Below are 19,147 nucleotides of genomic sequence, written 5' to 3'. Positions count from 1 at the left end.
TCCATACTTTGTATGATTTACATCTAAAGCTTATAAACACAGAGTCTCATACATAAAACTAAAATGATATACTTGATTATAATAAAAATTATATAAGAGGTGAGATGATGGAACAGCTTCAAAATCAATTAGTCGCCTGGCGCAGGGATTTTCATAAGTTCCCCGAACTCGGATTTTTAGAGATGAGAACCGCATCCATTGTCGCTGATAAGTTAGAGCAGCTTGGTTTTGATATTCTTTTAGGTAAAGAAGTCATGGACCCTGATTCCTGCATGGGAAAACCGGGAATAGAAGAGACCGCAGCACATCTTGAATGGGCAAAAGAAAATGGCGTTGTAGAAAAATACTTAGATTACTTCAAAGAAGGCTATACAGGGGTCGTTGGAATATTGGACACTCACGCTCCGGGGCCGACGGTTGCATTCAGAGTGGATATGGACGCATTGCCAATTTACGAAAGCAATATTGAATCCCACATACCAAACTACGAGAATTTCCGTTCCTCAAATAACAATATGCACGCCTGCGGTCACGATGCACATACGACTATAGGTCTGGGACTTGCAGCACTGCTCAGTGAAAACAAAGATAAACTGAGAGGTAAAATAAAGCTGATTTTTCAGCCTGCCGAAGAAGGCGGCAGAGGTGCGAAATCGATGGTCGAAGCAGGTGTTGTGGAGGATGTGGATTATTTTATCGCTTCACATATCGGCTTGAATGTCCCTTTCAATCACTTTGTCGCATCAAATAATGGTTTTCTGGCATCTTCAAAATTTGATGTGAAATTTAAAGGCGTTGCTTCCCATGCAGGGGGGCACCCTGAAGAAGGAAAGAATGCAATGCTTGCTGCAGCTTCTGCAATTTTGAATTTACACTCTATTCCGAGACATGCAGACGGAGCAACCCGAATTAATGTAGGTGAACTTCATGCGGGCAGCGGCAGGAATATCGTACCTGACAGTGCTGAATTAAAAGTTGAAGTACGCGGTGCCACGACTGAGCTAAATGAATACGTGAAAAATTATGCTGAAGAAGTGATTAAAGGCGCCGCTTTGATGCACCAGGTGGATTATGAAATTAATCTTGTCGGTGAAGCCATCAGTGCTGAAGGTTCACCTGAACTTGCTGAAGTCCTGCATAAAACAGCAGGAAGTGTCGGTTTAACGAGTGAACTGGAGGACAATTCAGCTGCTGGATCAGAAGATGCGACCTTTTTTATGGAAGCTGTCCAAAAACAGGGCGGTTATGCCACATATTGCGTCTTTGGCACTGTCCTTGCTGCGGGTCATCATAATGAGGAATTTGATATCCATGAGGACAGTATGATGCCCTCGGTTCAAGTATTATTCGAGACTGCAAAAGCATTGACTTATGAGTAAAAAACTCTTTCAAGGAATGTCTGAGATGCTTTTTGTTCTTTTCTATTATGCATGACTATAATGGGATTTGATGAGCACCAGCTGAAAGCAATAATTTTTAATTGATATTTGGAAGGAGGATTATCAATGGCAAAGTTACAGGGCCACCAGCTCTGTGTCAGTAAAGTGCCTATTTTCAGCCACTTAAACGATAATGAGTTACAGGAAGTGTTCAGTAAAATTAATCATAAGCACTTGAGTAAAGGTGATTATTTGTACATGGCAGGTGATCAAAACGAATCTTTATCAGTATTGCACGCTGGCAAAGTGAGAATCTACAGGCTGAATGCAGAAGGCAAAGAGCAGCTTGTCAGAGTGCTTGGGCATGCCGACTTCACTGGCGAAACTTCACTGTTCAATGATGATAATACACATGAATCCTATGCAGAAGTTATGGAAGATGCCCAGGTCTGTACAATCAACCAGCAGGATATTTATGACCTTATGCAAAAATACCCCAATATCAGTATAAAAATCATAGAGAGTTTCGCTGAACGTCTCAATCAATCAGAATTACTGACCACAAACATTTCATTACTCAGCAGCAATGAGAGACTTCAGGAATATATAAGAACACACACTGAAGATGGCATTTTAAATTTAAATATGACCAAGAAAGATCTGGCATCGTACTTGAGCATGCAGCCGGAGACTCTGACCCGCAACTTTAAAAAATTGGAAGATGAAGAATTAATCAAAAAGATTAACAATAAAACTTATGAAATCATAGATATATAGTCTTCAATAATAAAACACTCAATGATGAGTGTTTTTATTTTATCTTTTTTTTAAGTTATGCGAGTATAAAACGATTACATAGGGAATTGAATAGTTACTGCTGTTGAAAATGAAAGAAAACATTGGTAGCATCAATAACGTTATTGTTATTTTAGATAATTTGTATGCAATATAAATTATAACAGAGGGGGAAATTTCATTGGAAAGTAAACAGCCGAATCGAAAAATATCAAATGTGTTTATCTATGGGGTAATCATTATCGGTGTAGTTGTTATATTAGGTGCTTTGTTCCCGGACAGCTTCGGAGAAATTTCCGGAGCTATATCAGCCTGGATCACTGACTACTTCGGTTGGTATTATATGATACTGACAACATTACTTGTATTTTTCTGTGTCTTTTTATTACTTAGTCCAATTGGAAAATTAAAATTGGGCAAACCGGATGAAAAGCCGGAATTCAACACAGTATCCTGGTTAGCCATGTTATTCAGTGCCGGTATGGGTATCGGACTGGTATTCTACGGTGCTTCAGAGCCGATGTCACACTATGTCGCGCCGCCGACAGCTGAACCCGAAACCCGTGAAGCAATGATGGAATCAATGCGTTCCACATTTTTGCATTATGGCTTCCATGCATGGGCAATGTACGGTGTTGTAGCACTCGCACTTGCTTATTCACAGTTTAGGAAAGGTGAGGTCGGATTACTGTCCAAAGTCCTTCGTCCTTTATTCGGAGATAAAGTTGACGGACCGCTCGGTGTTGTAGTGGACGTACTCGCAGTTTTTGCTACTGTCATCGGTGTCGCTGTATCACTTGGTATCGGCGCGATGCAGATCAACGGCGGTTTGAATTACTTATTCGATGTTCCTGTAAACAACTTTGTGCAGGGGATCATCATCGCTGTCGTAACGGTATTATTCTTGATGAGTGCATGGTCAGGTTTGAGCAAAGGAATTCAATACTTAAGTAATCTGAATATGGTTTTGGCGGGCCTGCTCTTTGTCGTCATCATAATAGTCGGTCCGACTATGCTGATACTTAACATGATGACTGCAGGCACCGGACAGTACTTAGGCACTTTCCTCACCCAGAGTCTTGACATAGCTCCTTTAAATGAGCAAAAAAGCGAATGGATGAATACTTGGACAGTCTACTACTGGGGATGGTGGATGAGCTGGAGCCCCTTTGTCGGTATATTTATCGCCCGTGTATCACGCGGCCGTACTATTCGTGAGTTCGTCATGGCGGTTTTATTCGTACCGACATTGATCGGTATCATCTGGTTCAGTACTTTCGGTATGACAGGTGTATCCGTCGCACAAAGCGTTCCTGAAATCTTCGAGATGGCACCTGAGATCCAGCTCTTTGCCGTCTTTGACGAACTGCCGATGGGCATGATACTGTCACTGTTTACAGTGATGCTCGTCGCATCATTCTTCATAACATCTGCTGACTCGGCAACATTCGTTCTCGGTATGCAGACATCATTCGGTTCACTTACACCTTCTGCAATAGTTAAAATTGTTTGGGGTTTGGCACTTGCATCAATTGCCTACATCCTTCTTCTTGCCGGAGGGGAAACCGGACTGAACGCACTACAGTCCGCAGCAATTATATCGGCTCTTCCATTCAGTATCGTCGTTATACTGATGGCGGTTGCATTTTATAAAGATGCCAATGCCGAGCGTAAATATTTCGAACTGACGATCAGTCCGAATAAAAAGCGTTATGAAAATTATGTTAGAGGTTCCTCTGAGGAATATGAGGAAGAACTGGAAGAGTATAAAGAAAGATTGAAAGATGATTCCCCTGGAATCTGATTTATTCAACAGGCCGGTGCATATTTGGTGTACCGGCTTTTTTGTAATAAAATAAAAGTATTATTATAAGGGGTGGTATAAATGTCAGATAAAAAGTTAGCTCAACAGGATGCAGATGATTTACTCGATACTTTAAAAAATCGATTTGAAGCTAATGAACACAGACACATTGGTATTGCATGGCAGGAAGTTGAAGATAAGCTGGTCGATAATCCTGAAAAGTTATGGACATTGAATGAAATGGAACAGACTGAAGGTGAACCGGATGTCGTCGGTCAGGAAAATGATTCATTCATATTCATGGATTGTTCAAAAGAAAGTCCTAAAGGAAGACGGAGCCTGTGTTACGACCATGCGGCACTCGAGTCAAGAAAAAAACATAAGCCGGAAAGTGCTGCCATAACAATTGCTGAAAAGATGGGCATTGAAATGCTGACTGAAGAAGACTACAGATATTTGCAGACACATGATTCATTCGATAAAAAGACATCTTCATGGATTAAGACACCTGATAATATCAGATCACTCGGTGGTGCGTTGTTTTGCGATTACCGTTACGATACAGTATTCACCTATCATAACGGTGCCGAATCATATTATGCATCACGCGGATTCAGGGGGAAATTAAATATATGATTGAGCCTGACAACAGTCTGATAATTAGATTTCACTCACAAAATGTGATATAAACATACTAATACTGAGTAAATAGGTGAAATATGAAAAAATTTGTTTTAACATCAGTGGTCATGCTGATGATTGCCGGGGGTCTTTTTTATGCAGACCGGCAGTCGGAAGACGGACTGGTTGAAGATATCAAATATATGATCCTGCCGGATCCTATGGCGAACAACACATATGACGAAGGTGAATGCACTTATTATGTCTTTGATCTTGTGAAGGATGATTTAAACATGATTGAGAGCCGTTGGGGAGATGCTGAACACTGGGCGGAACGGGCCGAAACTGATGGTTATACAGTGAATCAGACACCTGAAGCAGGTTCTGTGCTGCAGACATCGAGAGGGGATATCGGCCATGTGGCTTATGTAGCAAACGTCAATGATGACCGCTCTATTGAAATTACAGAAATGAATTTCTATGAACCGTATGAAGTTACAGAGAGAACGATCGATGCCGAAAATATTGAGAATTACAACTACATCCACCCTGAAGAGAATCCGAGACCTAAAGACACGGTGAGTTAGCAGGGAACCGCATATTAAGGAGCAGATATATGTACATTCCTAAACATTTTAAAGTTGAGGATATAGAAGAAGTAAAATCATTCATCAATCAGTATGACTTTGCCACGATTATCACTGTAAAAGACGGCAGGCCGGCAGCGACTCATACACCGGTAATCTTGAACGAAGAAGATGGGGAGTGGACGATTACAGGTCATATCTCCAAAGGTAACGAACAATGGAAAACTTTTGACGGTCATGAAGATACACTGGTTATATTTAAAGGGCCTGATGCATATATATCCTCTACATGGTACGAAGGTGAAAATGTACCAACATGGAACTACCAGTCAGTCCATCTGTACGGTAAATGTTCTCTATTAAATGAAGAAGAACTGCAGAAAGACCTCGTCAATCTGCTCGAAAAACATGAAGGCAAAAGTAAGAACGGTGCAACATGGGAGAACCTGTCAGAAGATTCACAGGCTCAAATTAAAGGCATTGCCGGATTTAAAGTGAAAGTACAGGAAGTGCAGGCCGCATATAAAATGAGCCAGAACAGAAATGAAACGGATCATAGTAATATCACAGAGGCACTTGATACGAGGAATAGGGGTGATGATCAAAAGATTTCCCGGGAAATGAAAAGAATAAAAGAACAATAAAAGCAGGGGAATCATTGAATATTCTCCTGCTTTTATTGTTCATCATATTTTTATTACGATGTCTTTTATAAAGTAGTAGTTCACCGCAATCAATGCAATAATCAGGATGATTACTGTAATCAGTGCACCCTCACCTTCTGTCAGTCCAAATGAATTCACTATTACAGAATCAAATGTTTCTGGAATGAAACTGCCAAGTATCGTAATGATGATGCCAAGAGCACCAAACCATCCATTCCTGTAGAATCCTGTCCCTATCAGTGTTCCCCCCAAGTATGCAAGGTATACCATCAGCGTCAGAGTAATGAGATTCATGAGTGGATGCATATCAAGCGCAGGGTTTATATTTTCAGTACCTGCGAATGGCAGCAAGCCGACAAACAGACTGATGATAATCATCGCTACCATTAATACAACTGCCATAACCGCCCCTGAATATAGATTGGCCTTATAAAACTGCCTCCTTGTCATCCCGAGTCCGATTGCCCACTTGATAAAGCTACTGCCGATGATGATGCCCATCACAAGCATAAAGATCCTGTTGGAGTTCATACCCATTGAAAAGTAGGACATGTTGTCCAGTTCACCTGAACCAAATATTAAAAACAGGGCAAGATATATTACTGTGAAAATCGGGATGTACCACATCGCGCCAAATATACTGATAATTGATAGATCTCTTGTGCCGTGCCTCACTCTATTATTGTTCATAGTTTTCTCCTTTCTCGATCAATCTTCCGTCATACTTATAAATAAGTCCTGCATTCTCATAGCTGAATATGAGAGCTTTCCACTGTCAAAAAATTCTTCATCTCCGCTGGATAGACTGCCTGATACTGTGACAGCTTTTGTCGGTCCGAGGGTCCTTGTCTGCATCACTTTTTTATCCTTAGTGAATTCGTCAACATCTGTTGCGCTGCCTGTAACCTGGTAGCCCCTTCCTAAAAATTCATCCACCGGTTCATCAATCAGTACTTTACCGTGATGAATGACAACTACTTCATCAAACAGATAATCCATCTCAGATACGATATGCGTTGAAAGGACGATGACCCTGTTCTCTCTGTTTTTTGTGTTGAGTACCTGGCGGTAAAACTTCTCTCTGGACGGTGCATCCATGCCATTCGTCACTTCATCAAACAAAACGACCGGTGACATTGTTGCAAGTCCCATGGCTGCATCTACTGCAGCCTGCTGGCCCTGTGATAATTCCATCATTTTTTTCTTTAAATTGATGCTGTACTCCTCAAGAAGTTCAAGGGCATAGTCCATATCAAATGACGGCTTGTAAGTCTTGGCCATTTTTAAATAATCATCCACCGATTCTGATTCCTCACTGTAGTCTTCCTGATGCAGAAAATCTACAAGCGGCATGATTTCCGCGTTTTCATACGGATCCTGCCCGTCCACCGTCAAAGTCCCTCTTGTCACTTTTCTGTATGTTGCAATCAATGAAAGCAAGGTCGTCTTACCTGCGCCGTTTCTGCCAAGCAATCCATATATTTTTCCCGGTTCGAACTTTAAATTGACAGCGCTTAAAATATCATTCTTCTTTATTTTTAAATCGACATTTTTAAATTCTACGTTTACCATGGTCATCCTCCTTTACAAGTTCAATCAGCTGATTTAAATCTTTTTCCGTCAATCCCAGTTTAGACATTTCTTCTATCATCGGTTTGACGTACTCATCCTTGAATTTATCTTTACGCTCAACCAACAATGTATTTCTGGCATTCTCAGCCACAAACATACCGACACCTCTCTTCTTATAAATGACGTCCTGATCCACAAGCTGGTTGACCCCTTTTGCAACCGTCAGGTGATTCACTTTGAAAAACTCGACAATTTCATTGGTGGAAGGGATTTTATCGTGATCAGCCAGTGTTTGATCTATGATCTGGTCGCTAATCCAATCTTTGATCTGCTCAAAAATCGGTTTCCTCTCATTTAATTTTCCATTCAATTTATTCCCTCCTCGAACTATAGTTATATACCTATGCATACAACTATATATCATTACGGGTACTTTGTAAATATAGTTTTAAAACAAAATAAAAAAACCTTCACTCATGAAGGTTTTTTTCGTAAACGCTATTCTTCTATCAATCCTGATTCCATCAGGTATTCTTCTGCGACTTCGTATGGATCTGCATCTTCTGCACTGACCTCATAATTCATCTGCTGCATTTCTTCATCAGTAATTTGACCGGACAGTTTATTTAAAGGATCGACGATTTCAGGATATTCTTCCAAAAACTCGATTTTGAACATCGGTGCACCATTATACGGCGGGAATACATTCTGATCGTCTTCCAACGCAACCATATCAAACTGCTCAAGCTCTGCATCCGTTGAGTAGGCATCCAGAAGATTAATGTCTCCCGCTTCAATCGCCTGATATCTAAGCGCAGGTTCCATTGTACTGACGTTCCCGAACTCCAAATCATATGCACGCTGAATGGCAGGATAGCCATCTTCTTCACGGTCATTGAACTCTAAAGTGAACCCGGCACTGATATCATCGTCCATATTTTCAAGATCGCTTACCTGTTCCAATCCATGTTCTTCAGCAAAATCTTCTTTAACAGCCAATGTATAGGTATTATTGAACGCCATCGGTTCAAGCAATGTCATCTCAAACTCTTCTTCCAGACTGGATTTGGCCTGTTCATAGACCGCTTCTTCCTCCTTCGACTCGAGCTCTTCCTGAGTAAGCTCACCAAGAACAGTCCCTGTAAATTCCAGGTAACCGTCGATATCATCGGACTGCAGTGCATTGAAAAGAAAAGTCGTTTTACCGAGACCGTCCTCCACGTCAACCATATAATCCGTCTCTTCTTCAATCAATATTTTATACATATTCGTTATTATCGAAGGTTCCGCCCCCAGCTTACCAGCAATCGTGATGCTCTCCCCGCGCCCTGAAAGCAGCGGGGCAACAGCAATCAATAATAATACAAGTAGTATCGATGCCAGTGTAATCAGCATCTTTTTGTACGACAGACGCTGAAGTATACGTAGGACGATATCAAAAAATATCGCAAGTAATGCGGCCGGTATCGCACCGATAATGATGAGCGACATGTTATTTCTATCGATACCGAGTAAGATCAAATCACCAAGGCCGCCCGCACCGATCAAAGCGGCAAGAGTCGCTGTACCGATAATCAATACCATCGCTGTTCTGATTCCGGCCATGATGACAGGCATTGCAAGCGGCAGTTCCACTTTGAATAAACGGCGCGCCGGCTTCATACCTATGCCTTCAGCCGCTTCCACGAGTGATTCGTCCACTTCATCAATGCCGGTATAAGTATTCCTTAGAATAGGAAGCAGTGCGTAGATGACCAATGCAATGATTGCCGGCACCGTCCCGATTCCAAAAAGCGGAATTATCAGACCGAGCAGTGCGAGTGACGGGATGGTCTGCATTACGGCAGCAATATTTATCACTACCTCAGAAATTTTCTTCGTTTTTGTCAGCAGGATACCCAGCGGCATCCCTATGATTACTGCGATTAACAAAGCGATGAATGAAAGCTGGATATGTTCTATCAGTGCTGTAAATAGATCACCGCTTCTTGACTCCAGTGTGCTCAGCAGGCTGCTCATTGATGACCACCGCCTTCATCTTTGGATAAATACTTGAACAAATCTTGACGGTTCAAGTATTTACGCTTATTTTCATCCACAATGATCAATGTATCGTACTCACTGAAATATTTGAACAACTTGTGCATGTCCACATCATGGCTGACTTCCGGCAGATCACCTTCTTTTTCTGTACCTATTTCAGGTTCACCACTCACAATATCACCCGCTGTGGCCTGCTTCAGCAGATGGCTGTCAATATCGCCGATAAAGTCTCTGACAAAATCATTTTTAGGTTCTGACAAAAATTCTTCCGGTGTTCCGATCTGCTCGACACTTCCTGCGTTAAGCAGACAGATCCGGTCTCCCATTTTCAGCGCTTCCCGAATATCGTGTGTGACAAAAACTATCGTTTTTTTTATTTTTTTCTGGAGCTCAAGCAGATCATCCTGCAATTTTTCCCTGCTGATCGGGTCGAGTGCACTGAATGGCTCATCCATCAATATGACCGGAGGGTCTGCAGCAAGAGCACGTATGACCCCGACACGCTGCTTCTCACCGCCTGACAGCTCGCCCGGTATACGGCTGCGGTACACTTCAGGCTCCAGGCCGACCATCTCCAAGAGTTCATCCACCCGGTCATCTATGTTTTTATTGGACCATTTTTTCATCTCAGGTACCTGCGCGATATTTTCTTTGATCGTCATATGCGGGAACAGAGCAATCTGCTGCAGGACATAGCCAATATCCCAGCGCATTTCATATAGCGGAAAATCACTGACCGGTTTCTCTTTAAAGTATATGTAGCCGGTAGTCAGTGGTATCAGTCGGTTGATCATTTTCAATGTAGTGGTCTTGCCGCACCCGGACGGTCCGATGATGACAAAGAATTCCCCTTCTTCGACTTTGAAATTAACATCTTCAACTGCTGAATTATCGCCGTACTTCTTTGAGACATTTTTAAATTCAATCACAATGAATCCCCCTTTGTATGATTCTCTTTTCTATTCTCTTAAATCTTAATTTTTAAACAGTATTATACTTAAAGTGTGATTCATATCATAGAAGACCGTTTTATACCCTGTACAATCAGAGGAAAGAGTAGGGAGTTCACCAATATCTTCAGCACCGTAAACTTCCTATACTGAATATGACTATGGGAGAGGATTATATTGAATACAGAGTTACAGGAAAAACACGTAGCTGATATCGTTAGAAAATACCCGAGAACTGCAGATGTGTTCCGCAAAGTAGGCATAGATTATTGCTGCGGGGGTAAAATCTCACTGAGTGAAGCGGTAGAGAGATGTGATTTTGACAAAGATGATATTTTTCTGGCAGTAGAGGATAAGGTCAATCAGTCAAGTGAAGAAGCCGGTCATATTGATATGAAGTACTTATCAATCCCGAGCATCATTGAGTATATCCAGAACAGATTTCATAAGGATCTGAAGGAAGAACTTGCCAACCTGACACCGTTTGTCGAGAGAGTAGCGGGAAGACACGGAGGGACCCAGCCTCATCTTATCGAGCTGCATGACCTTTTCGGTACCTTCAGAGAGGAAATGATTGCACATACTGCAGATGAAGATGCGAATGTCTTTCCTCTGATTGCCAACTATGTTGATGACAGTGAAAATGTTCCTGTTCCTGAAGTAAAAGAAGCCGTCCGGAAACTTGTGGACGATCATGATACGACTGGAGATATTCTGAAGCGCATGCGCAAAATTACAAACGGTTACAAGTTGCCGGAAAATGCATGCGGGACATACACATTGGTTTACTCGCGTCTGGAAGCACTGGAAAAGCAAACTTTCGAGCATGTGCACATGGAAAATCATATTCTTTTTGAAAGAATAGATGAATTGATGGGACAACACGCATAATCTCAATATAAACAATCAAAAACTGTGTAGAAGCAATTTTAGCTTACACACAGTTTTTTCTTATTCATTATAATTGTCTAAATAGTCAAAAAATGTTTTGATATCATTCTACATGGGAATGAGAATATCAAACTGTATGGAAGGAGCTTATATATGGCGGAAGTCAGAACCGAAACAGTGGACATTACACTGAACGGCATGAATTTTACTGCGCCCAGACATGGCAGTCTGCTGAAATACCTTGAGTCCAAAAATATAGACATCCCGAGTTTATGTTATCATCCAAGCCTCGGCGCGTTGGAAACATGCGACACTTGTATTGTTAAAGTAAACGGCGAGTTTGTCCGTTCATGTTCCACTGAACTGAATAATGGAGATGTTGTTGAAACTGTCGGCAGTGAGGTTCACGAAGCACAATTGATTGCAATGGATAGAGTAATGGGGAACCATGAACTGTATTGTACAGTGTGTGACTTTAACAATGGCAACTGTGAAATACATAATACAGTTAAAGAAATGCGGATCGATCATCAGGAATCACCACATACAGCCAAAGGTCATGAAATTCAGAGAAATGATTTTTACCGTTATGATCCGGACCAGTGTATTCTATGCGGAAGGTGCGTAGAAGCCTGTCAGGATCTCCAGGTAAATGAAACATTATTGATTGACTGGACATTGGACCGTCCAAAAGTAATATGGGATAACGATACGACGATTGATGATTCATCATGTGTAAACTGTGGACACTGCGCAACAGTCTGCCCATGTAATGCGATGATGGAAGTCGGCATGGAAGGTGAAGCGGGTTACTTGACTGGCATGCTCAAAGATTCATTCAGACCGGCAGTCAACGTAACCAAAGAAGTGGAAACTGGATATAATTCATTGATGGTCGTTTCCGATGTTGAGGCTGAAATGAGAGAAGACCGCATAGAGAAGACAAAAACAGTGTGTACCTACTGCGGTGTCGGCTGTTCCTTCGATGTATGGACAAAAGGCCGGGAAATATTGAAGATTGAGCCTCAGGAGGAGGCACCTGCCAATGGCGTTTCAACTTGCGTAAAAGGTAAATTCGGATGGGATTTCGTCAACAGTGAAGAAAGACTGACTAAACCTCTGATCCGTAAGGGCGACAGCTTTGTAGAATCAACATGGGAAGAAGCACTCGACATAATCGAATCCAAGTTCAAAGATAAGATTAAAGAAAAAGGGCCGGATAAACTGGCATTCATTTCTTCATCCAAATGTACAAATGAAGAATCTTATCTGATGCAGAAACTCGCGCGCGGCGTAGTGGGCACAAACAACGTGGATAACTGTTCAAGATACTGCCAGTCACCGGCAACGATGGGGCTGTGGAGAACAGTCGGACACGGTGGCGACTCGGGAAGCATCACAGATATCGGCATGTCTGAATTGGTCATCTCGATTGGTTCCAACACTGCAGAATCACACCCGGTGCTTGCGACACGTGTTAAACGTGCTCAAAAATTGAACGGTCAAAAAGTGATTGTCAGTGACCTGCGTAAAAACGAACTCGCAGACAGAGCAGATCTTTTCGTTCAGCCGAACCCGACAACGGACCTGATCTGGCTGTCCGGTGTCACTAAATATATCATTGACCAGGGATGGCATGATGAAAGATTCATCACTGATCACGTCAATGATTTTGACGAGTACTATAAAACACTGGAAAAATATACAATGGACTACACTTCAGAAATGACGGGCATTTCGAAGGAAGAACTGATTGAAATCGCTGAATCGATCCATGAAGCGGAAACCACTTGTATTTTATGGGCGATGGGCGTCACTCAGAAGCAGGGCGGCAGTGATACAAGTACTGCAATTTCCAACCTGCTGCTTGCTACCGGAAACTACATGAAGCCGGGTGCCGGCGCTTATCCATTACGCGGCCATAACAACGTTCAGGGCGCAAGCGATTTTGGCAGTATGCCGGACCGTTTCCCAGGCTACCAGTTCGTCACCGATGATGAAGTCAGAGGCCGCTTCGAAGAAGGATGGGGCACTGAACTTTCAAAAGTTCCAGGCCTGAATAACCATGAAATGGTTGATTACATCCATGAAGGCAAACTGGACATGCTTTATCTGAAAGGCGAAGATATGGGTATTGTCGACTCAAACATAAACTACGTACAGGCAGCGTTTGAGAAGCTTGAATTCTTTGTTGTACAGGATATTTTCTTCTCTAAAACATGCGAGTTCGCAGATATAGTATTGCCTGCAAGCCCAAGCTTCGAAAAAGACGGTACATTCGTCAACACTGAACGCAGGTTCCAGCGTCTGTACAAAGTTTTCGACCCGTTGGAAGGTACTAAGCCGGACTGGCAGATCATCATGGAAATTGCCAACCGTCTGGACGCAGGCTGGGATTATGAACACCCAAGCGAAATCATGGATGAAGCAGCATCACTGACACCATTATTTGCAGGCGTCAGCTATGACCGCCTGGAAGGCTATGACAGTCTTCAATGGCCGGTGGATGCAGATGGTACAGATTCTCCACTGCTGTTCACCGAAGAGTTCCCTTTCCCGGATGGCAGAGCACGTTTCTATCCTGTCGACTGGACGAAGCCTCTTGAATTCGGAGAAGAATATGATATTCATGTGAATAATGGACGTCTGCTGGAGCATTTCCACGAAGGTAACATGACTTACAAATCTGAAGCAATCACCAGAAAAACACCTGAAGTATTCTTGGAAATATCTCACGAATTAGCGGAAGACCGCGGACTAGAAGACGGTTCGATGGTAAGACTGACATCACCATACGGAAGCGTAAAACTGAAAGCTGTAGTAACAGACCGTGTTTACGGTAAACAGGTCTATCTGCCGATGAACGATGCCGGTGAAGGTGCCATAAACTACTTGAGCAGCTCGTATGCAGATAAAGATACAGACACTCCTGCATATAAAGAAGTTTCTGCGAAACTCGAAGTGCTCGAGAAAAAAGGAGAGAGTCCTTTACCGAAAATCAATCACAGATACGGCAATCCGCAGCCGCAGATCGGTGTAAACGTTGAACAGAAATGGGCACGTAAAGATTACATCTTCCCTGGTGATATCGTTAAGGAAAGAAGGTCGAAAAAATAATGGCAAAAGAAACCAAAGTCATCCATAAAATGAAAATCGATCCTGAAGTCCAGCACGAACATGATTTGAAAGAACTTGAGAAGCTGCTTGTTGATAATCAGGAACTGCTTGAGAAACTTTTTGACATCCTGAATAAACTTGAAGATCACGAAGTGTTGAACATGGTTAAAGGCGGCCTCGCAGAAAGCGACAGTATACTTTACCGCCTTTTAACCGCATTAGAATCTTCAAGTGCAAGCAAATCCATTAAAAATGTATTATTAATGAGCCAGTTACTTGGCAAAGTTAATATGGAACAGCTCGAGCCTGTCATTTTGAAGGTGAACAACAGTATAGAAACTGCTTCTGAATATGAATATAAAAACAGAGGAAGCGGCTGGTTTGGATTGATCAAAGTTTTAATGGACCCGCATTTTATTGAAGGTTCAAATGTTTTAACGCAATTCGTTAAAGGGTTCGGTGCAAATGCCGATGACCTTAAAAAGAAATATAAAGTTGAAGATTCCATTTCAACGATGAGTGATGAATCTGAAGGTTATCAGTTATCCAAAGATGATTCAAAAGTGGATAATAAAAAATCAGGCTCACTTACAAAAGCAGCTGTCCTTGCTGCCGGAACAAGTGTTGCAGGTGCTGCTGCAGTAGCACTCCCGTTTATATTCAGAAAAAGGAAAGGTTATTAATGTAACCAAATAAAGAAGACGATGAATTTAAAATTCATCGTCTTCTTTATATTTCTTCGGAACTTTTCAATCATTCAAATAGATCGTCCTATCATTCGAAAGTGACCTCTGTACATCAATTATTCTCTGATTTAATGAGCCTCTGAATGGCAGGTTGGGCTGGAATAGCTGCTGCATAAACGGACCATCTACCAAAACATCAATATCGTTTAATAGATCATTTCTTTTATCATCATTTTTAAGATATTCGAAAACAAAACCGCTCCAGACCCATATTGTTTTCCGATTGCCGAAACGCGTTCTGAATCGGCTGACAATCCGCTCCGCCAGTTTTAAATTACAAAACGGCTCGCCGCCAAGAATGCTCAAACCGCTTATATAATCGGCTTCGCAGTGAGACATGATCTCTTCTATCAATTCATCGCTGCATTCTTCTCCGTAAACGAAGTTCTGAGCGGCAAGATTATAGCATCCGGGGCAGTCAAAGGGACAGCCGGATAAATAAACACTGCATCTGACACCTTCACCATCCACAAAGGTTCTCGGTTCGACTTTGGCGATATGGTAACGCCCTTCATATATATTCAATGCGTTCATTTTGATTCATCCATGTGTTTGACTCTTGCACTGATTTCCTTATGACGGCCTTTTATTGTCGGACGTACGACCGGGTTTCCCAAATAACCGCATGTTCTCTTGACCACATCGACTGTTTCGGGGTTCTGATTACCACAGTTGGGACATTTGAATCCTGTATCAGTTGTTTCGAAATCACCTTCGAAACCGCATTCGAAACACTGGTCGATCGGCGTATTCGTTCCGAGGTAGCCCACTTTATCATATGCATAATCCCATACTGCTTCCAGCGCTTTCAAGTTATGTGTCATTTTAGGATATTCGCAATAGTGGATGAAACCGCCCCCGGCGAGATGAGGATAATCCTTTTCAAAATCAATCTTTTCAAACGGTGTAATATCTTTTCTGACATCGTAATGAAACGAGTTCTGGTAATATCCTTTGTCTGTTATATCTTTCAGTTCACCAAATTTTTCATAATCCAGCCTGCAGAAACGATCGGTGAGGGACTCACTCGGCGTTGCGTATATGCTGAAGAACACATCGTATTCCTCTGTCCACTCCAGCTGGTATTTCTTCATTTCCCTTAGTATATCCAAGGTGAATTCCTTTGCTTCAGAATTCGTTTCCCAGTCAGGACCGTAAAATGAGGTCGCAGTTTCATACAATCCGATATACCCCATTGATAATGTACAGCGCTTCTCCTTGAACAACTCCATGACGCTTTTACCCGCTTCCAGACGTCTGCCGAATGCACCACTTTTATAGAGGATGGGTCCGTTGTCACTGGTGACGTCCTCAAGACGTTTTAATCTGAAGACAAGGGCATCATGCATCAGATTCATTTTCTGATGGAAATTCTTCCAGAATTTCTCTTTGCTGCCTTTTGCCTCTATTGATATTCTTGGTAAATTAAGTGTCACCACCCCAAGATTGGCACGTCCTTCATTAATACTCTCTCCAGTTGCGGGATCCGTCCACTCTGGCAGGAAGGAACGGCAGCCCATCGGAGTTTTAAAATCGCCAAGAAGCTCGACAATTTTGTCATAGTTCAATACATCCGGGTACATACGTTTTGACGAACACTCCAATGCAAGCTGTTTAATATCGTAGTTCACATCTTCTTTATCAAGGTTAACCCCTTTTTTCAAAGCAAATACAAGTTTCGGGAATATTGCTGTAAATTTCTCAGCACCCAGACCGTCCATTCTCGTCTGCAGTACTGCTTTTTGCACCATTCTGCTGTATTTATCCGTACCCAGACCGAATCCGATTGTGACAAATGGCGTCTGACCGTTTGAAGTATAGAGCGTATTGATCTCATACTCAAAACTTTGTACAGCATCTTTAATATCCTTTTCCACACGTTCTTTGACATACTGCTCCAATTTTTCCGGCAGCACGAACTCCTCACCGATATTGCGATGTTTCTCTTCATTCAGTCTGGCATATTTACCCAGAGTCTTATCAAAGCGGTCGACGGTCACCCCGCCGTACTGGCTGCTGGAGACATTCGCTATAATCTGAATAATCTGTGCAGCAGCAGTCTGAACTGATTTTGGCGACGTGACTTTCGCATTCCCCATCTGAAAACCTTCTGTGAGCATACCTTCTATATCAATGAGACAGCAGTTCGTCATCGCCTGGAACGGATGATAGTCCAAATCGTGAAAATGAATATCACCGCTTTGATGCGCTTCTGAAACATTTTTTGGAAGCATTTTTTTAAGCGCATATGATTTTGCCACCACCCCGGCGGTCAGATCCCTGAATGTATTAAAAGTTTTACTGTCTTTGTTCGCGTTCTCGTTCACTATTTCAGGCTTATACGTTATCAGACTGTCCAAATTCTTTTCCAATGTTTGCATATACATCCTCCTAAACACAATATGTAGACTTATTGATAAATCTAACACAATATATTGTGTTTAAAGAGGCGCATATCCTTTTTTCATAAAATGGTCATTTCTAACGTTCAAATATGTCAATTGTGACATCAATCAGTGCTCATATTCCATCCACTTCATCTTTTACAAACTCATCCAGACGCGTGAGCGTGCCCATAATATCTTCTTTTGTCGTTTCGGGATTGATGGTACACATGCGGATGACTTTCTGATCATTCAATTCTGTCGTATAAGTCACCGCATAACCGGAAGAGGCCATTCGCTGCGCTGCATTGGAAAGTATTTTATTGTTTTCGGCTTCATTCAGATTCGGGTGGACATATTTGAAACTCAATATCGACAGACTCGGCCGTGATATGATCTGCCAGTTTTCCATCTCCTCGACACGTTCTGCTGTATACTCCGCAAGCTGCTGCCCGTAATCGATGCGTGCCTTGAACTGCTCTTCACCCAATACCTGCAATGTGATCCACAATTTTACTGCGCGGGCAGGGCGGGTGAGTTCCATACCGATCATTTCAGGATCAATGACATCATCGTCGCTTTGAATATCGTCCAGATATTCCGCCTGCTCGCTGAAACTGTTCAGCAGATGCTGCTTGTCTTTTACGATGACCATTGCACAGCTGTATGTCTGGAACAAAAGCTTATGCGCATCCCAGCTGACACTGTCTGCACGTTCAATTCCGGGGAACAGCTTCCTGCCTTTAGTAGAAAGCAGATGGGAGAGACCATAAGCACCATCGATGTGCAGCCATAGATCATGTGCCGCACAAATATCAGCCATCCCTCCTATATCATCCACAGCACCTGTATTCGTTGTTCCGGCAGTCCCCACAACGAGAATCGGTTTCATGCCTTCTTCAATATCTTTATTTACCACTGTTGATAATTCATCTACATTCATTTTAAAATCATCATCGACAGAAATCCTTCTCACATTCTCCTTTGGGATTCCAGCTGTATGAAAAGCCTTGCTCAATGAATGGTGGACCTGGTCCGATATGTAGACTGTCGCTTTGTACAGTTCTTTAGTCGCGATTTTTTCATCACGTGCAGTGACAACCGCAGTCAGATTTGCCATAGAGCCCCCGGAGACGAACACACCGCCGGCCGGTTTTATTTTAAAACCAAGTTTTTCAGCAAAATAATTGATCAGATTCCGCTCGATACTGATCGGTAAAGTCGCATTTTTAAAGTTGGATGCATGAATGTTATTAGCCGTTGTTAAAATATCACCCAGCCATGATAATCTGGACCCCGGCCCCGGGATGAACGAGAACGACCGGGGATGATTACCGCGATGAATATATTCCAGTATTTCATTATCAAGCTCATTCATGATCTCATAAATATCACGACCTTTTTCAGGCACTTCCATGGTTTCATACTTATCAATCAGTTCCTGCGGTGCCCGCTTAGTCGCTGCCATAGTACCCAAATCCCTTTTTAAATACTTATTGACCTCATCGGCAATAATATTTTGTAAATCCAAATCTTTTTCCCTAAACTCCATCACCATAGTTTTCACTCCTTAATATAATTTAAATTTATCAC

Annotated in this window: 17 protein-coding genes; 9 read left to right on the top strand and 8 right to left on the bottom strand. The window is 42.2% G+C overall.

Features of this window, described 5'->3' with window-relative positions; all coding sequences use genetic code 11:
* Window positions 1-107: 107 nt before the first annotated feature.
* From ACY8DT_RS07385 to ACY8DT_RS07360, 6 genes are all read left to right on the top strand, one after another.
* Window positions 108-1,379: an amidohydrolase gene (locus ACY8DT_RS07385; RefSeq protein ID WP_462419691.1), complete on the top strand. Its 1,272-nt coding sequence runs from the start codon at window positions 108-110 to the stop codon at window positions 1,377-1,379.
* A gap of 126 nt (window positions 1,380-1,505) precedes the next feature.
* On the top strand, window positions 1,506-2,156 hold the full coding sequence (locus ACY8DT_RS07380; RefSeq protein WP_462419690.1) for a Crp/Fnr family transcriptional regulator: 651 nt from the start codon (window positions 1,506-1,508) through the stop codon (window positions 2,154-2,156).
* Window positions 2,157-2,349: 193 nt separating this feature from the next.
* Complete coding sequence (locus ACY8DT_RS07375) at window positions 2,350-3,978, top strand: BCCT family transporter (protein WP_462422240.1); 1,629 nt, start codon at window positions 2,350-2,352, stop codon at window positions 3,976-3,978.
* Between the two features lie 81 nt (window positions 3,979-4,059).
* The gene (locus tag ACY8DT_RS07370) at window positions 4,060-4,614 is read left to right on the top strand and encodes a DUF4256 domain-containing protein (protein ID WP_462419689.1); all 555 of its coding nucleotides are present in this window, start codon (window positions 4,060-4,062) and stop codon (window positions 4,612-4,614) included.
* Window positions 4,615-4,697: 83 nt separating this feature from the next.
* A complete protein-coding gene (locus tag ACY8DT_RS07365; RefSeq protein ID WP_462419688.1) occupies window positions 4,698-5,186 on the top strand; it encodes a CHAP domain-containing protein in 489 nt (162 codons plus the stop codon).
* 29 nt (window positions 5,187-5,215) lie between these two features.
* Window positions 5,216-5,830, top strand: a complete 615-nt coding sequence (locus tag ACY8DT_RS07360; RefSeq protein WP_462419687.1) for an FMN-binding negative transcriptional regulator — start codon at window positions 5,216-5,218, stop codon at window positions 5,828-5,830.
* A 42-nt stretch (window positions 5,831-5,872) separates the two neighbouring features.
* On the opposite strand, the gene ACY8DT_RS07355 is transcribed toward ACY8DT_RS07360, so the two are convergent.
* The 5 genes from ACY8DT_RS07355 to ACY8DT_RS07335 all read right to left on the bottom strand — a co-directional run bounded on the left by ACY8DT_RS07355 (window position 5,873) and on the right by ACY8DT_RS07335 (window position 10,395).
* Window positions 5,873-6,541: a hypothetical protein gene (locus ACY8DT_RS07355; protein ID WP_462419686.1), complete on the bottom strand. Its 669-nt coding sequence runs from the start codon at window positions 6,539-6,541 to the stop codon at window positions 5,873-5,875.
* An 18-nt stretch (window positions 6,542-6,559) separates the two neighbouring features.
* Entirely contained in the window at window positions 6,560-7,423 is an 864-nt protein-coding gene (locus ACY8DT_RS07350; protein ID WP_462419685.1) for an ATP-binding cassette domain-containing protein, read from the bottom strand.
* Window positions 7,404-7,793, bottom strand: a complete 390-nt coding sequence (locus ACY8DT_RS07345) for a GntR family transcriptional regulator (protein ID WP_462419684.1) — start codon at window positions 7,791-7,793, stop codon at window positions 7,404-7,406. Before ACY8DT_RS07345 ends, ACY8DT_RS07350 begins: the two co-directional genes overlap by 20 nt.
* A gap of 128 nt (window positions 7,794-7,921) precedes the next feature.
* Window positions 7,922-9,442 (bottom strand): ABC transporter permease/substrate-binding protein, encoded by a 1,521-nt coding sequence (locus ACY8DT_RS07340; RefSeq protein ID WP_462419683.1) that lies wholly within the window; start codon window positions 9,440-9,442, stop codon window positions 7,922-7,924.
* On the bottom strand, window positions 9,439-10,395 hold the full coding sequence (locus ACY8DT_RS07335) for an ABC transporter ATP-binding protein (RefSeq protein ID WP_462419682.1): 957 nt from the start codon (window positions 10,393-10,395) through the stop codon (window positions 9,439-9,441). Before ACY8DT_RS07335 ends, ACY8DT_RS07340 begins: the two co-directional genes overlap by 4 nt.
* Window positions 10,396-10,593: 198 nt before the next feature.
* On the opposite strand from ACY8DT_RS07335, the gene ric reads away from it, so the two are divergent.
* From ric to ACY8DT_RS07320, 3 genes are all read left to right on the top strand, one after another.
* Complete coding sequence (gene ric / locus ACY8DT_RS07330) at window positions 10,594-11,307, top strand: iron-sulfur cluster repair di-iron protein (RefSeq protein WP_462419681.1); 714 nt, start codon at window positions 10,594-10,596, stop codon at window positions 11,305-11,307.
* A 153-nt stretch (window positions 11,308-11,460) separates the two neighbouring features.
* Window positions 11,461-14,424, top strand: a complete 2,964-nt coding sequence (gene fdhF / locus ACY8DT_RS07325; protein ID WP_462419680.1) for a formate dehydrogenase subunit alpha — start codon at window positions 11,461-11,463, stop codon at window positions 14,422-14,424.
* Window positions 14,424-15,107, top strand: coding sequence for a helical membrane plugin domain-containing protein (locus ACY8DT_RS07320; protein WP_462419679.1), 684 nt, complete (start codon window positions 14,424-14,426; stop codon window positions 15,105-15,107). Before fdhF ends, ACY8DT_RS07320 begins: the two co-directional genes overlap by 1 nt.
* Window positions 15,108-15,173: 66 nt before the next feature.
* Here ACY8DT_RS07320 and nrdG read toward each other — a convergent pair whose 3' ends face one another.
* The 3 genes from nrdG to ACY8DT_RS07305 form a co-directional block, all read right to left on the bottom strand.
* A complete protein-coding gene (gene nrdG, locus ACY8DT_RS07315; RefSeq protein WP_462419678.1) occupies window positions 15,174-15,704 on the bottom strand; it encodes an anaerobic ribonucleoside-triphosphate reductase activating protein in 531 nt (176 codons plus the stop codon).
* Window positions 15,701-17,551 carry an anaerobic ribonucleoside-triphosphate reductase gene (gene nrdD / locus ACY8DT_RS07310; RefSeq protein ID WP_462419677.1) on the bottom strand — a complete coding sequence of 617 codons (1,851 nt, stop codon included), beginning with the start codon at window positions 17,549-17,551 and terminating at the stop codon, window positions 15,701-15,703. Before nrdD ends, nrdG begins: the two co-directional genes overlap by 4 nt.
* Window positions 17,552-17,690: 139 nt before the next feature.
* Window positions 17,691-19,106: a pyridoxal phosphate-dependent decarboxylase family protein gene (locus ACY8DT_RS07305; protein WP_462422239.1), complete on the bottom strand. Its 1,416-nt coding sequence runs from the start codon at window positions 19,104-19,106 to the stop codon at window positions 17,691-17,693.
* Window positions 19,107-19,147 lie beyond the last annotated feature (41 nt).

Source organism: Salinicoccus sp. Marseille-QA3875 (genome assembly GCF_054950095.1).
This window is presented reverse-complemented; position numbering and strand designations above follow the sequence as displayed.

Coding starts and splice junctions, on each gene's coding strand:
- ACY8DT_RS07385 (WP_462419691.1), top strand. CDS start 108: ATGGAACAGCTTCAAAATCAATTAGTCGCCTGGCGCAGGGATTTTCAT.
- ACY8DT_RS07380 (WP_462419690.1), top strand. CDS start 1,506: ATGGCAAAGTTACAGGGCCACCAGCTCTGTGTCAGTAAAGTGCCTATT.
- ACY8DT_RS07370 (WP_462419689.1), top strand. CDS start 4,060: ATGTCAGATAAAAAGTTAGCTCAACAGGATGCAGATGATTTACTCGAT.
- ACY8DT_RS07365 (WP_462419688.1), top strand. CDS start 4,698: ATGAAAAAATTTGTTTTAACATCAGTGGTCATGCTGATGATTGCCGGG.
- ACY8DT_RS07360 (WP_462419687.1), top strand. CDS start 5,216: ATGTACATTCCTAAACATTTTAAAGTTGAGGATATAGAAGAAGTAAAA.
- ACY8DT_RS07355 (WP_462419686.1), bottom strand. CDS start 6,541: ATGAACAATAATAGAGTGAGGCACGGCACAAGAGATCTATCAATTATC.
- ACY8DT_RS07350 (WP_462419685.1), bottom strand. CDS start 7,423: ATGGTAAACGTAGAATTTAAAAATGTCGATTTAAAAATAAAGAAGAAT.
- ACY8DT_RS07340 (WP_462419683.1), bottom strand. CDS start 9,442: ATGAGCAGCCTGCTGAGCACACTGGAGTCAAGAAGCGGTGATCTATTT.
- fdhF (WP_462419680.1), top strand. CDS start 11,461: ATGGCGGAAGTCAGAACCGAAACAGTGGACATTACACTGAACGGCATG.
- ACY8DT_RS07320 (WP_462419679.1), top strand. CDS start 14,424: ATGGCAAAAGAAACCAAAGTCATCCATAAAATGAAAATCGATCCTGAA.
- nrdG (WP_462419678.1), bottom strand. CDS start 15,704: ATGAACGCATTGAATATATATGAAGGGCGTTACCATATCGCCAAAGTC.
- nrdD (WP_462419677.1), bottom strand. CDS start 17,551: ATGCAAACATTGGAAAAGAATTTGGACAGTCTGATAACGTATAAGCCT.
- ACY8DT_RS07305 (WP_462422239.1), bottom strand. CDS start 19,106: ATGGAGTTTAGGGAAAAAGATTTGGATTTACAAAATATTATTGCCGAT.